A 13,569-nucleotide genomic window follows, 5' to 3' on the forward strand; every position below is an offset into this window, starting at 1 on the left:
TGCGTGCCGCCATAAAACGTCTGCATGTGCTCGACTGGCTGGCCGGGGGGATGCTCGCCTGCGGCCTGCTGTGTCTTGCCACCGGACTCCTTCCGGCCGAACCCGCCGGGGACGCCATGCTCCGCATCGCCCCGCTGCTCGCCTTCCTCGGGACGGTGATCGTCCTCGCCGAACTGACCAGCGCGGCCGAGGTGTTCGATGTGGTCGCCTCCGGAGTGGCGCGGGCCGGGCGGGGCAGCTACGCCGCGCTGTTCGTGCTGTGCGTGGCCTTCGCCTCGCTCACCACGATCACGCTCAACCTCGACACGACCGCGGTGCTGCTCACCCCCGTCATGCTGGCGCTCGCCTCGCGGGTGGGCATCGCGCCCGTACCGCTGGCCATGACGACGGTGTGGCTGGCCAATACGGCGAGTCTGCTGCTGCCCGTGTCGAACCTGACGAACCTGCTGGCGGCGGACCGCGTCGCGCTGACTCCCGCCGGGCTGGCGGCGAAGATGTGGGCTCCCCAGCTGGCGGCCATCGCGGTCAGCATGGGCTGTCTGTGGCTGTTCTTCTGGCGCAGCGGCAAGCGCGGCGCGGAGAACTACCCGCCGCCGGCGGTGCACCGGCCCGCGGACCGCACGCTCTTCCGCGTCTGCGGGCTCGCCTGCGTCGGCTTTCTGCTGGCCATTCTGCTCGCCGACATCCCGCTGTGGGCGGCGTCGGCAGCGGCTGCCGGGGTGGCGGTGGCGGCGTTCGCGGTCCGCCGGAGGGGCGTGCTCCGGCTGTCGCTCGTACCGTGGCGGCTGCTGGTCCTGGTGCCGGGGCTGTTCCTGGTGGTGGAGACGGTCAATGTGAACGGGCTCCACGCCATACTGGCCTCCGCCATCGGCCCGGACGGCGGGCTGCTCGGCATGCTCCGCGCCGCGGCCGTCGGCGGCGGGCTGTCCAACGTGCTCAACAACCTGCCCGTCTACCTGGCCGGGGAGTCCGCCGTGCCGGTGGGCAACCACGACCAGCTGCTGGCGCTGCTCATCGGGACGAACGTCGGCCCGGTGGTGACACCTTGGGCCTCGCTGGCGACGCTGCTGTGGTTCGAGCGCTGCCATGCCCAGGGCGTCAGGGTGTCGCTGAAGAGCTTCATGGGCACCGGAGCGCTGCTCGCCGCCGGGGCCCTGCCGGCTGCCACCGTGGCGCTCGCGCTGGCCGGTTAGGCGCCGGCCGGACGGGAGCGCGGGATCACCGCGTCAGCCCCTCAGGCCCCGCTCAGCGGACTCCGGCCGCCGCGCTCCGCCCGACCAGATCCAGCAGATACGGCATGTCGTCCGGCCGCCCGGCGACGAAGCTGCGGTCGGTGTCCGGGCCGGTGGCGTTCCCGCGGAAGGGGCTGCCGTCGAGGGCCCGGATCTCCACGCCCGCTTCCGTGGCGAGCAGCGCGCCCGCGGGCAGGTCGATGGCCTCCGCGCGGTAGCCGACGAAGCCGTCGATCGCACCGCGGGCGAGCATGGACCAGGTCAGCAGGGGCGCCCACAGCTGGAGCAGCCGCCGGGAGCGGACCTCCAGCACCTCCTTCAGGGCCCCCGCCGTCGGATCGTCACGGGCCACCCCGTGCCCCTGGGTCCAGGCGAGCAGCGGCCCCGCGGGCGACAGCGAGCGCCCGGGGCCGGTCATCCGGCCCAGTGGTCCGTACGCGCCGCAGCCGGCGAGCGCGGTCCAGGTCCGGTCGGTGACGGGGTCGTGCACGACGCCGACGGCGGCCGCGTCGCCGACGCACAGGGCGATCCCGACGACATAGGCGGGCAGGCCGATGACGACGTTGTTGCTGCCGTCGAGCGGGTCGATCAGCCAGGTGCGGGAGGTGCCGTTGGCCGCCCGGTCGCCTTCCAGGGCCCCGGCCTCCTCGGCGAGGATCCGGTCGTGCGGAAAGCGCTCCTGGATGCGGCCGACGATCAACTCCTCGGCCAGCAGGTCGAGTTCGGTGACCACGTCACCGTCGTCGCCCTTCGCCCGGACCCGGTAGTCGTCCTGGAAACGGGAGCGCAGCAGGGCGCCCGCTTCCCGCGCGGCGGAGACGGCCAGCTCCCGCTCGGCCGCGAACTGTTCCGACGGGTCGTCAGGGGTGGGGGTCATGGATCCTCCTGAGGACGGTCCGGGCGGTCCGGGCGGTCGCTTCGGCGTTGCAAGCCTGTCGTACCACTTGATGACCGGTGCCGTGCAGCGGTCCGAGGGAAAGGTCGAAGCGCCCGGGCAGAGACCGGCCGAGCACCAGCGTGGCGGCGACGCCGCCCTCGGGGACGACGGTGGTGTGGAACTCTCCAGCCGGCAGGGTGTAGACCGTGCCGCGCAGGCTGGTCTGTTCGGTGCCCGGCCCGCAGCTCACCAGGCGAGAAGTCGGCTGGATTTCGTCTACGCCCGAGGGGTGGCTGAGGACCTCGAAGACCCGGTGGGTGGGTTCCGTGGGCCGCTCGACGACCCGTACGCGCAGATTGCCCACCGCCCCGTACAGCACACAGCTGGTCAGCTCCCAGCTGTGCGAGTGCACCGGCGAGGTGGTCGGCCGCGCCGCCTCCTCGTCCGCTTCGCCCCCGAAGGCGTGCACACAGACGCCGCGGTCGCCGATGCGCTCCACCGGGAAGCAGGTGAAGCCGAGCGGATGCCGCACGGCGCGCACTCCGCGGCGGCCGGCGGCGATCTCTTCCAGGACCGAGGCGGCCGTCTCGAAGATCTCCGTGGCCGCGCCGGGCCGGCTCATGGCCTCTTCGAGCTGTCGGTGATCCATGGGGCTGTGCACTCGGCCGCTCACCTCCGGTACGGATTCTCCGCGTGCAGCGCCTTGTCGATGACCTCGCTGACGTCTCTGTCGGTGAAGGTCGAGGGAAGCGGGAGGCCGAGCCCCTCGAAGAGCCGGTGGGTCTCGTCGACCGTCGGCTCCTCGCTCAGCGGCACGGTGCGTCGCAGGTCGAGCGCGACGGCCTGTTCCCGGCTCTGGTGGAGTTCGGTGACGTAGTAGTCGTAGAGCGGCCGGTCCCGTTCCACGAGCAGGTTGACCCGCCGGGGGTCGTCCTGAGTGATGATCAAGCAGGAGGCCGAGAGGTCGAAGCGCAGGGTGGGCACGACCGACGACAGATGCACATCGATCTCCAGGGTGTCGAGCCGCTGCCGGTGCCAGCAGGCCGCGAGCACGGTGGCGAACGACTCCTTGCGGGTCCGGTCGGCGCTCCAGCTGTCCGGCGGAACGACGTCCAGCCGGTGGGCGAAGGTCTGCCGGAAGCGCGCGTACGCGGCGCAGGCCTGCTCGTCGGCCGGGTTGATGATGTCGATCTTGACGGTGAGGGAACGGCGCTGGAGCTGCGCCTCCCGGATGCAGACCGGCAGGGTGACGGCCCGCAGATAGGTCCCCGTGCCGCCCTTGAACACCCAGCGGTCGGTGTGGTGACGCGCCCGGTCCAGGGCCTGTTCGAGCTCGGCGCCGGTCAACGACCGCACCATGGTGAGGTCTTCGAGCGCCTGGTGCGTCGCCGACATCGCCCCCTGGATGTCCGCCACGCGGCGCCTGCGCTCGGTCAGCGTCCCGAAGACCAGCGCGGCCAGCACCAGCAGGGTCGCGCCGGACGTGACATTGTCCTGAATCGCCCCACCGAAGACATCCAGCAGTCCGATGACCAGCGCGGCGCCGAGAGCAACGACGCTGTCGAGATTGCGGATGGTCCAGGCGACGGAGTTCTCGATGCCCCGCCGCGTCTCTGCGGTCCTGCGTGCCACGCCCACAACCTCTCCCCCGGGTACTCGCATCGTAGGAGCGAGCCGAGCCCGGCGGCCAGGGATTCCGGCACCGACGATATCTTCTGCGCCACGTCCGTAAGGGAGTTGGGGCGGCGGACGGAGGCCGGTGGATCAGCCCTGGAACACCCTTCCAGCTCGGATCACGGCCCGGATGTCGAGCAGGGTTTCCAGACGGTGCAGGGGATTGCCGGCTACTGCGACGAGGTCGGCGTCATGGCCGACGGCGATTCTTCCTTTGCGGTCGGCCAGCCCACATGCCTGTGCGGCGAGGGTCGTGGCCGAAGCCAGGGCTTCGGTGGGGGAAAGGCCGAGCGAGCCAAGGTGGATGATTCCGTGCGGGAGCACGCCGTGGGGCTTGCGGGGACCGGCACCGGCATCGGAACAGCAGACCAGCCGCGCTCCTTCGCGGTGCATCCGTGCGAAGTTCGCGCTTCGCTGCTCCACGCGCTCGGCCATGTGGGGCGCGACCATCGAGCCTGTCGGAAGCCATGCTTCGGTGGCACCGATGAAGATGCCTGCCTCCACCACGGCCGCAACGGTCCGCCAGTCGGGTTCGACACCGTCTTCGGTGAAGAAGGAGGCGTGCTCGATGCCGTCGACGCCGGCCGCGACAGCATCAGCCATACCGTCCCGACCGTGCGCATGGGCGGTGACCGGTCTGCCGTGTGCATGGGCTGCACGGGTCACCGCGGCAAGTTCGTCGCGTGTGTACTGCGACTGGTGCGGCCCCCACCCAGGGGTGATCACGCCACCGGTTGCCATGATCTTGACTACGTCGGCGCCGCGTGCAATGCGCTCCTCGACTGCGGCCTCCAAGGCCGCGATGCCGTCGGCTTCGCCGCCCAAGAACCAGCAGTGTCCGCGAGTTCGCGTGATGGGCGGTCCGGCGGCGAGAATCTCCGGACCTGCCTCCGTGCCTGCCGTGTAGTGGTCACGGAGCGATACGGCGAGAAATTGACGATCACCGAGGTCCCGTACGGTGGTGACCCCCGCCCGCAGCTGTTGCGCGGCGTGGACGCGCATGCGTGCCAGGGTGGTGCGGGCATCTTCCTCCACCATCGCCTGCTTCGACTTGTCGTCGGGATCGAAGGCAAGGTGTACGTGCGAGTCGATGAGCCCGGGCAACAGCGTGGCATCACCAAGATCCAGGACGCGCAGGTCTGCTGACGGAGGCGCTCCCGTCATATCGACACCTGCAATGCGCGAGCCGTCTATGAGCACCAGTGGGCGCCCCGGTCGCAATGTGTACCCGTCAAACAGCCGCGCTGCGCGGACCGCCCAGATCCGCGGACGCTGCACGTGTTGTTGTTCACCGCTGGCAACCACCCGACTGTGCCTCCTCACTACTCAGTAACACTCATACTCCTCCGGTTACCGACCGCTGGATTTGCGGCCATAGAGGGGGGACGCGGACGGCTGCCGCGCCTGGCCGCGGCGGGCGGCCGGTCCGCGGCCGCCTCACTCGCCGTGGTGGAGGGTGCCGTCCTCGTCCATCCTCGGATGCATCTTCGTCGGCCCGTAGTTGTCCAGGTCCGAGGGGCGGGGCGGCTCCGGGCCGTCGGGGCCGCATCTGATCATCCGTTCGATGCGACAGATCCGGTACAGCGTGTCGGCCACCCGTACTTCGTCGGCGCGGCCCGCGGCCTTGAACTCCTCGCCGGCCCGCGCGTACTGCTCCCGTTCCCGGTCGTCGAACTTGTGGAGCAGCGGCCAGAATTCGGTCAGCCCGCTGTAGAGCTGCCGCCGCGCCTCGTGCGGGGTCGCCATCAGGGCTCCCTGCGGCTGCCACCCTGGGCCGCTGCGTTCCACCACCCCGAAGCCGACGGGAAGGAGAACGACCTCCGGATGGGATGTGCGTGCCCGGGCGGAGTCCTTGCGCACCTCCGGGGGGAACCGCGCGCCGGTATAGGTGAACCCCCGCAGCGCCAGCTTCATGGCGCCGGCCATGAGGCCGTCCTCCCGGCCGGGGACGAGGGCGAAGCCCAGGTCCCGCGACGGGGTGTCGTGCCGGCCCTCCCAGGACCGGTCGGCGGGTTCTGGGTCCGTGGGGCGCGGCGGCTCCAGGCCGCTCTCGCCGCTGCGCGCGAACTCCTCCCCGCGCACCACGCGGTAGCGCACCCCGAGGACCGTGAGCTCGTCGACCGGCTCGCGCTCCAGCACCGCCACCGCGGCCAGTAATTCCCGCCGGACGCCGGGGTCGTCGGTGTCGTCCTTGGCCTGGAACCACAGCAGGGAATTCAGGCCGTCCCGGGCCTCCTGGGGCGTGCCGCTCGTCGCGGGCCGCACCAGTCGCCAGTCCGCCGAGGTGGCGGGGTCCTGTACGGCGATACCGAAGACCGGTCCGCGGAGCATGAGATGCGGATAGCGGTAGGAGGCCTGCACGGCGTCGGCCTCGGTCACCCACTCGGCCGGATCGTCACGCCGGACCAAGCCCTCGTGCAGCCGCTCGATCTGTCGCTTCCAGTCATCATCCATGTACGCATTGTTGTGCGCGGGCAGTGGGCGGCGGGGCGGAACGTCGCAAATGATCAGGCCCCGCGGTGGCGGCCCGGCCTCAGAGGTAGAGCCCCGCGTCGGCCCCCGCGTCCTGGGCCGGGACCGACGCCGGACGGGTGCCGCGGCGCAGCGCGTACAGCTCGGCCAGCGAGGCGCCCTCGCGTCCGATGCCCTGGTCCGTGCCGAGCCAGTGCACCGCTTCCGCGCGGTTCAGCGGGCCGACCTCGATACGGGCCAGGCAGCGGCCGGGACGGATCACCGCCGGGTGCATCCGCTCCAGGTCCTCATTGGTCGTCACCCCGACCAGGACGTTACGGCCCTGGCCCAGCAGCCCGTCCGTCAGATTGAGCAGCCGCGACAGCGCCTGCCCCGCGGCGTGCTTGGCCTCGCCGCGGATCAGCTCGTCGCAGTCCTCCAGGAGCAGCAGCCGCCAGCGGCCCTTGCCGGTGCTGTCGTCCTCGCCGATCGCGATGTCCATCAGATAGCCGACGTCGTTGAACAGCCGCTCCGGGTCCAGTACGCAGTCCACCTGGCACCAGTCCCGCCACGAGCGGGCCAGGGTGCGCAGCGCGGAGGTCTTGCCCGTACCGGGCGGGCCGTGCAGCAACAGCAGCCGGCCGGCGATCTCCTCGGGCGCCACCTTCATCAGCCGGTCCATCGCCTCGGCCACCGGCGCGGTGTAGTTGGGGCGGATCTCCTCCCAGGTGCCGGCCGAGATCTGCCGGGAGGTGCGGTGCGGTCCGCGGCGCGGGGAGAAGTACCAAAAGCCCATGGGAACGTTCTCCGGCTGCGGCGCCGGCTCGTCCTCGGCGCCCTCCGTGGCCTGCGCCAGCACCTTCTCGGCCAGTTCGTCGGTGACGGCGGTGACCGTCACATCGCCGCCGCGGTTCCAGCGGGAGACCAGCACGGTGTAGCCGTCGCCCTCGGCGAGCGTGGCGCTGCGGTCGTCGTCCCGCGCCGCGCGTAGGATCCGGGCGCCCGGCGGCAGCAGCGTCAGTCCGGAACGCACCCGGTCCACGGACCGGCTCCGGGCGTAGGGCTGTTCCCCCTTGGCGAACCGTCCCAGAAAGAGCGCGTCGACGACATCGGCGGGCGAATCGCTGTCGTCCATGGTCAGCCGGAGTGGAAGGGACTCCTCGGTGGCGGACGGTGGGACGTGATCGGCACACATCCCGCCATGATCGGTCACGGCGGCCCGGCACGCACACGGATTATCCCGGCGTTTTCCCGGTACCAGAACAGAACTGTTACGCGGAAAGCCGGAGGTGAGCGCCGACCCGGCGCATGACGGGGACGTCGCTGCCCTGGCCGGAGAGTGCGCTGCCGCTGAGCCGCCCACAGACGGCGCAATGGCGGCACCCCGGGCGGGCCGTCCGGAGACTGGGGGGACGTGCCGCGAGGTGAGTGACCGCCGGAAGGAGCCGCGTCCGTGGAGCCGCCGGGCGGCATCGCCCTGACGTTGATCATGGTGTGTCTGACCGTGGTCACCGGGATGCTCGACGCCGTCAGCTTTCTGGCGCTCGGTCAGGTCTTCACCGCCACCCAGACCGGCAATCTGCTCTTCCTCGGTTTCGGTATCGCCGGGCAGGGCGGTGTGCCGGTGGTGGCGACGGTGGTGTCGATCGGTGCCTTCGTGCTGGGCGCGGCGCTCGGGGCCCGGGTGGAGTCGGGGCTGGCCCGCCTCCGGCGCCCCTGGTTCCCGGTGGCGCTGATCACGGAGGCGGTGATGCTGGCTGCTGCCGCCGCGGCGGCCTGGCAGTCGGGGCCGGCCCGGGGGCTGCCGCCCGGCCGCCGCTATGCCGTCATCGCTCTGATGGCGATGGCGATGGGCATGCGCAACGTCACGGCCATGCGGGTGTCCGCGCCCGACTTCACCACCACCGTGGAGACCCGGGCGATGACGGCACTGGTCAGCGGATCGCCGGTGGGGCGCGACAAGCGGCTGGGGTACGGCAGACACCTGGCGGGCCGTCGGCTGGCGTCGGTCGGCGCGATGTTCGCCGGCGGCCTCCTGGGGGCCGGACTGCTCGGTCTGGGGACAAGCCCGATGCTGGTGATCGCGCTGGTGGCGGCGACCGTCGCGGCCACCGCCTTCCTGGTGCCCGGCCTCGCCCGCCGCCGTACCGCCACCGGGGACTGACGAGCCGCCAAAAACGTCGCCGGGGGCGGCCGCGCACGCGTGCGCCTCTGCGGTCCGCCATCGGGGTGGACATGGACGTGTCGGTCAGCGGGGGCCGAAGCGGCGATATGACGGTGAACTGCGGTGAACATCCCCTCGGATCGGCAGATTTGCCGCGAACTGCCGATGAGTTTTGGCATGGACACTTCCGGCTACCCGTGAGTCTTGCTACGACGGATGTGGCAGAGCTCCTGCTAAGGGAGGTTCCATGAAACTGTCCCGATTCGCGGCCTTGACGTCCGCCTTCTTCGTCACCTCAGCGCTCGCGCTCACCGGCGCGAGCGCCGCCGCGTCCGCCCAACTCCCCACCGCCACCGGCTACGTGGCCCTCGGCGACTCCTACTCCTCCGGCGTCGGGGCCGGCAGCTACGACAGTGCCAGCGGCTCCTGCAAGCGCAGCGCCAAGTCCTACCCGGCCCTCTGGGCCGCGGCGCACTCCCCCTCCTCGTTTCGCTTCACCGCCTGTTCCGGCGCCCGAACGGGTGATGTTCTCAGCAGCCAGCTCGGGCCGCTCAGCAGCTCCACCGGGCTGGTGAGCATCACCATCGGCGGCAATGACGCCGGATTCGCCGACACCATGACGACCTGTGCGCTCCAGGGCGAGAGCGCCTGCCTGGCCCGGGTCGCCCAGGCCCGGACCTACATCGACAACACCCTGCCCGGCCGGCTCGACGGGGTGTACAGCGCCATCTCCCAGAAGGCCCCGGCCGCCCGTGTGGTCGTCCTGGGCTATCCGCACTTCTACCGGCTCAACGGCACCTGCATCGCCGGTCTCTCCGAGAAGTCCCGTGCCGCGATCAACGCCGCGGCTGACGACATCAACGGCGTCACCGCCAAGCGGGCCGCAGACCACGGCTTCTCGTTCGCCGATGTCAATGCCACGTTTTCCGGACATGAGCTGTGCTCCGGCAGCGCCTGGTTGCACAGCGTGACCTTCCCCGTCGAGGAGTCCTACCACCCGACCGCCGCCGGCCAGTCCGGCGGCTATCTCCCGGTGTTCGCCTCCGCTGCGTGACGACCCGTACGCCGGGCGCCGGGGAGAGGCAGTGAGATCCCGGTCTCTCCTTGTGCGCCCCGGCGCCCCGTCAGGCGCCCCCCGGGGGCCCCGCCGGCCCCGGTGGTTGCTCAACTCGCCCTGGTCCACGCCGTGTAGGTGACATTCCGTATGGTGTGCGTCAACGTCAAAGCGAGGCAGGTGAATCCGTTGACCGGTCTGCACGCGTGTCCTCCGAGAGAGATAGGGTTACCCTGCCCGGGCCGGGTGCCCTCGTAGGGTGGGGAGAGTCATGGAACAGATAACAGTGCGTAGCAGGGCGCGAGTCCCTGCGATCAACTGCGGGAGTAGTGCATCCAGTGCGCGCCTCGACCGCCATTTCGCCGTGCTGGGGGGTCCCGCCGTCCCGCAGCGTGAGGTGGAGGGCGCGACCTCGCTGATGCAGGAGCTCACCGCGCGTGATCGTGCGCGTTCGAGGAACAGCCGCGGCGCCAGGGTGTCGCTGTTCGCGCCGCTGCGCAGGCTGCGGCGCTCGCTCTTCGGCGGGCACGGCTGATCCGCTTCTGAAGCGGCATCTCGGGCGATCACACCGTCCCGGCGCGGCACTGCGGTCCGATCGCTCGTCAGACCCAGGGCGCCGGCAGCGTGTCGGTGTGCTCGCCGGGGCGGGAACCCTCGCCCCGAAGGTGCCGTGAGCCGCTCACTCGCCGGCCCCGTCCCCGCCCGGCCGGCGCAGGAGACTCCCCACCACCCGTTGCGTTGCGACGGGTGGTTTCTTGTGTGCGCCCCCGGCGGCGCCGCGCTCACAACAGCGCGAACTGCCCCTCCGGGCCCTCCTCGTGGTGGTCGAGCACGGAGGCCGGCCGGTGGGCGAAGACCGGCGCGGGCAGGATGCCGGCCGCCCGCAGCTCACCCGCCGCCAGCTGCGGACCGCCGTCCGTGGCCTGCTGCAACTCCTCGCACTGCGGCCGGAGTTCGGCCAGCAGCGCCAGTACGGTGACCAGCTCCAGCAGCTCCGAGGTCCACTCCTGGAGCCAGCTCGTGGGGCGCAGCGCCGCCAGCGAACCGGGCTCGGGCTCGTCCGCCGACGTGCCGGTGCGCGCGGCGAACCACGCCTCCAGTACGCGCATGCCGCCCGCGTGGAAGTCCCAGGCGCCCGCGGGCACCGGGGAGATCCGGCCGTCGCCGAGCAGCAGCGCCTCCTCCTCGGGGTCGTAGCCCAGGGACGGGGGCAGCCCGCGGGTGGGGAGCGCGGAACGTACGTACGGGCGGCGGCCGCCGGGCATCCGGGGCCGCTCGCCGCCGTGCCCGCCCGGGCCCTCGTCGACGTGGGCGCCCCGGGTCCACAGCCACAGCAGCCGCCCGCCGAGCGCAACACCGCGCTCCCAGATCTCCGGGTCGGCGGTGAGCGGCACCGTGCAGCCGTCGGGGGAGTGCAGGGCGCTCGCGGCGAGCCAGGCGAGCAGGTCGGTGGGGTGCACCGGGCGGTCCAGGCGCCGGCCGAGCAGGGGGAGCAGGCCGGGGGCGAGGTTGGGCTCCCGGCCGCCGGGCCGCCGGTAGAACGGACGGATCCGGCCGGGCCGGCCGGCCGGGGAACGCCCGTCGGGCAGCAGCGTGGAGCACACCAGCGGAGGGCCGGGCAGCTGCGGTACCTGGCCCCACTCGACCACGAACAGCTGCCGCTCGTCCGCCACCCGCCACAGCTCCGGCCGCGCCCCGTCGATCAGCCGGTGGTCGGGCAGCAGCCACTGCTGGTCGAACGGGCCGTGAAGGATCCGCACCGGCTCGGGGCAGGGCCCGCTCGCGCGGTGCAGCCGCCCGGTCGGGGTGGCCTGGCCCGGCAGCTGGCCGACGGCGGAGTGCAGGGTGCGGGCCCGGGACGGCCGGAACAGCCGCTCGCGGGCCGCCAGGTCGCCGGCCTCCACCAGCGCCGACCAGCGGGCGCGCAGGGTCGCCGGGTCCGGCGCGCGCACCCAGGAACGGCCGAGCCGCAGCGGCGCCACGGACCACGGCATGAGATCGGACAGCCGTGGCGCGTCCTGCTTCGCCGTCACGCGGAGCCCCTCCCGGACCGTTCGGTTGACCCCGGCATGGTAACCACGGGGCCCGGTGGGCGTACCGCCCCCGCCGGTCACACCACCCCTCCGGGGCGGTCCTCCCCGCGGTCTTCCGCTTGCTGATCTTGGCGGAGTACGGTCCTCGCCGTACGCCCGGCACACGGTGCGGACCTGGCTCCGTGCGGTGCGCCGGGACCTGCTCAGGGGAGGAGCGCCATGACGGACACCGCCTCCCCCACGCCTGAACGGCGCGGGGGCACCCCCATCGGCCACCGGGCCGCCGCGCGGCTGGACCGGCTGCCGCCGTCCCGGTGGCACCGCCGCCTCACCCTCGTCGTCGGCATCGGCGCCTTCTTCGACCTCTACGAGATCTTTCTGGGCGGGGTGCTGGCCGCAGTGCTCGCCGGGCAGTGGCATCTGGGGCACACCGCGAAGTCCTGGGTGATCGCGGCCGGGTTCCTCGGGATGTTCGTCGGCGCGAATGTGCTGTCGGTGCTCGCCGACCGCTTCGGACGGCGCCGGATGTTCCTGGTCAACCTGGCGGGGTACTCGCTCTTCTCGCTGCTGAGCGCCTGCGCCCCGGACCTGTCCTGGCTGCTACCGCTGCGCTTTCTGGCCGGGCTCGGGCTCGGCGCCGAACTCGTGCTGGTGGACACCTATCTCGCCGAGTTCCTGCCCCGGGCGGTACGCGGGCGCTATATCGCCTGGGCGTACACCGTCGGCTTCGTCGGCGTGCCGGTCGCCGCGCTGCTCGGGGCCCGCCTGGTGGCCGCGCACCGGCTGCTGGGCATCGAGGGCTGGCGCTGGCTGCTGGTCGCCGGTGCGCTGGGCGCCGGATTCCTTCAGCTGATGCGCCGCCAACTCCCTGAATCGCCACGATGGTTGGCGGTACAGGGGTGTGCTGCGGAGGCCGAACGGATCGTGGCGGGGCTGGAGGAGCGGGTGGCCCGGGAGAGCGGCGGCAGCCTGCCCTCCGTACCCGAGACGGAGAGCGTCCCGGAACGCAAGGTGCCGCTGGGCGAGATGTTCCGGGGCTGCTACCGGCGGCGGACCGTCATGTGGTGGCTCTTCCAGGTGCTGCAGACCGTCGGCTACTACGGCTTCGGGACGCTGGCGCCCGTGGTGCTCACCGCGAAGGGGCACACCGTCACCGAGTCGCTGCTGTACGCGGCGCTGAGCTTCTGCGGCTATCCGGTCGGCTCCGCGCTGTCCATCCCGCTGATCGACAGGATCGAGCGCCGGACGCTGATCATCGCCTCGGCGCTCGGCATCGCCGGCTGCGGTCTGGCCTTCGGCTTCGCCGCCGCCCCCTGGGCCGTCGTCACCTTCGGCTTTCTGCTGACGGTGTGCAGCAACGTCTTCTCCAACGCCTTCCACGTCTACCAGACCGAGCTCTTCCCGACCGGTCTGCGCAGCAGCGCGATCGGTATCGCCTACTCGCTGTCCCGGCTCACCTCGGTCGTCCTCCCGTTCGTCGCACTGAGCGTGCTCAGCGACCTCGGGGCGGCCGCGGTGTTCACCGGCTCGGCGGGGCTGATGCTGCTGCTGTGCCTGGACGTGGCGCTGCTGGGGCCACGCACGACGGGCCGGAGCCTGGAGCGGATTTGATCCCACGTTTTTGGCTTTCCCGCCGTGGTGGTTGCTGCGCTTTGCGGCGCGCCGTACGTTGTCGGCTTTCCCGCCGTGGGGGTGTTTCGCCGTTGCGCCTGCGGCGGGCGTGGTTTGTCGGGTGCGGTGCCGCTCCTCCGGACTTCGTCCTGCGGCTCGGCCCCTCCCGTGGTGGGGAGGAAACAGGCCGGTGGGGGTGTTTGTAGGTGGTCCGGTGCGCCTAGTCGGTCGCAGTGAACTTGCTACGAGTGGCGCGCCCCCACTCAGCTTCACTTTCCCACAACGGGAGGGGACGGGCCGGAGGGGCCGGTGTGTGGGACGTAAAGCGAAGCAGTCCCACATACCGGCCCCGGAGGTCCGTCACCGCACCCGACACCCACCCGGCCCGCCGCAGGCGCAACGGCGAGAAGCAACCACGGCGGGAAAGCCGAAAACGTGCGCCGCGCCGCAAAGCGCAACGGCGAGAAACCACC

The 13,569-nt window shown here is 71.8% G+C and carries 12 protein-coding genes; 5 read left to right on the forward strand and 7 right to left on the reverse strand.

Annotated features, from left to right (window positions below; translation table 11 throughout):
* Positions 1-50: 50 nt before the first annotated feature.
* A complete protein-coding gene (locus CPH93_RS27665; RefSeq protein WP_231977487.1) occupies positions 51-1,193 on the forward strand; it encodes an SLC13 family permease in 1,143 nt (380 codons plus the stop codon).
* Positions 1,194-1,245: 52 nt separating this feature from the next.
* Here CPH93_RS27665 and CPH93_RS27670 read toward each other — a convergent pair whose 3' ends face one another.
* The 6 genes from CPH93_RS27670 to CPH93_RS27695 all read right to left on the reverse strand — a co-directional run bounded on the left by CPH93_RS27670 (position 1,246) and on the right by CPH93_RS27695 (position 7,429).
* Positions 1,246-2,109, reverse strand: coding sequence for an inositol monophosphatase family protein (locus CPH93_RS27670; RefSeq protein ID WP_096214384.1), 864 nt, complete (start codon positions 2,107-2,109; stop codon positions 1,246-1,248).
* Positions 2,093-2,758, reverse strand: a complete 666-nt coding sequence (locus CPH93_RS27675) for a hypothetical protein (protein WP_173909896.1) — start codon at positions 2,756-2,758, stop codon at positions 2,093-2,095. Before CPH93_RS27675 ends, CPH93_RS27670 begins: the two co-directional genes overlap by 17 nt.
* 20 nt (positions 2,759-2,778) lie before the next feature.
* The gene (locus CPH93_RS27680) at positions 2,779-3,741 is read right to left on the reverse strand and encodes a hypothetical protein (RefSeq protein WP_231976976.1); all 963 of its coding nucleotides are present in this window, start codon (positions 3,739-3,741) and stop codon (positions 2,779-2,781) included.
* 132 nt (positions 3,742-3,873) lie between these two features.
* Positions 3,874-5,088 (reverse strand): metal-dependent hydrolase family protein, encoded by a 1,215-nt coding sequence (locus CPH93_RS27685; RefSeq protein ID WP_096214386.1) that lies wholly within the window; start codon positions 5,086-5,088, stop codon positions 3,874-3,876.
* Positions 5,089-5,220: 132 nt separating this feature from the next.
* Positions 5,221-6,237: a DUF5954 family protein gene (locus CPH93_RS27690; protein ID WP_093482423.1), complete on the reverse strand. Its 1,017-nt coding sequence runs from the start codon at positions 6,235-6,237 to the stop codon at positions 5,221-5,223.
* Between the two features lie 79 nt (positions 6,238-6,316).
* Positions 6,317-7,429, reverse strand: a complete 1,113-nt coding sequence (locus tag CPH93_RS27695) for a DUF5925 domain-containing protein (RefSeq protein WP_096214387.1) — start codon at positions 7,427-7,429, stop codon at positions 6,317-6,319.
* Positions 7,430-7,687: 258 nt separating this feature from the next.
* Here CPH93_RS27695 and CPH93_RS27700 point away from each other — a divergent pair, with 258 nt between their 5' ends.
* From CPH93_RS27700 to CPH93_RS27710, 3 genes are all read left to right on the forward strand, one after another.
* Positions 7,688-8,398, forward strand: a complete 711-nt coding sequence (locus CPH93_RS27700) for a YoaK family protein (protein WP_096214388.1) — start codon at positions 7,688-7,690, stop codon at positions 8,396-8,398.
* Positions 8,399-8,645: 247 nt separating this feature from the next.
* Positions 8,646-9,452, forward strand: coding sequence for an SGNH/GDSL hydrolase family protein (locus CPH93_RS27705; RefSeq protein ID WP_096214389.1), 807 nt, complete (start codon positions 8,646-8,648; stop codon positions 9,450-9,452).
* A 271-nt stretch (positions 9,453-9,723) separates the two neighbouring features.
* Positions 9,724-9,987 (forward strand): hypothetical protein, encoded by a 264-nt coding sequence (locus tag CPH93_RS27710; protein ID WP_093482419.1) that lies wholly within the window; start codon positions 9,724-9,726, stop codon positions 9,985-9,987.
* Positions 9,988-10,234: 247 nt separating this feature from the next.
* Here the strand turns inward: CPH93_RS27710 and CPH93_RS27715 are convergent, their stop codons facing one another.
* A complete protein-coding gene (locus tag CPH93_RS27715; protein WP_096214390.1) occupies positions 10,235-11,485 on the reverse strand; it encodes a type ISP restriction/modification enzyme in 1,251 nt (416 codons plus the stop codon).
* A gap of 219 nt (positions 11,486-11,704) precedes the next feature.
* Between CPH93_RS27715 and CPH93_RS27720 the strand changes: the two genes are divergently transcribed.
* Complete coding sequence (locus CPH93_RS27720) at positions 11,705-13,096, forward strand: MFS transporter (RefSeq protein ID WP_096214391.1); 1,392 nt, start codon at positions 11,705-11,707, stop codon at positions 13,094-13,096.
* Positions 13,097-13,569 lie beyond the last annotated feature (473 nt).

It is taken from the genome of Streptomyces sp. 2323.1 (assembly GCF_900221035.1).
Lineage (GTDB): Bacteria > Actinomycetota > Actinomycetes > Streptomycetales > Streptomycetaceae > Streptomyces > Streptomyces sioyaensis.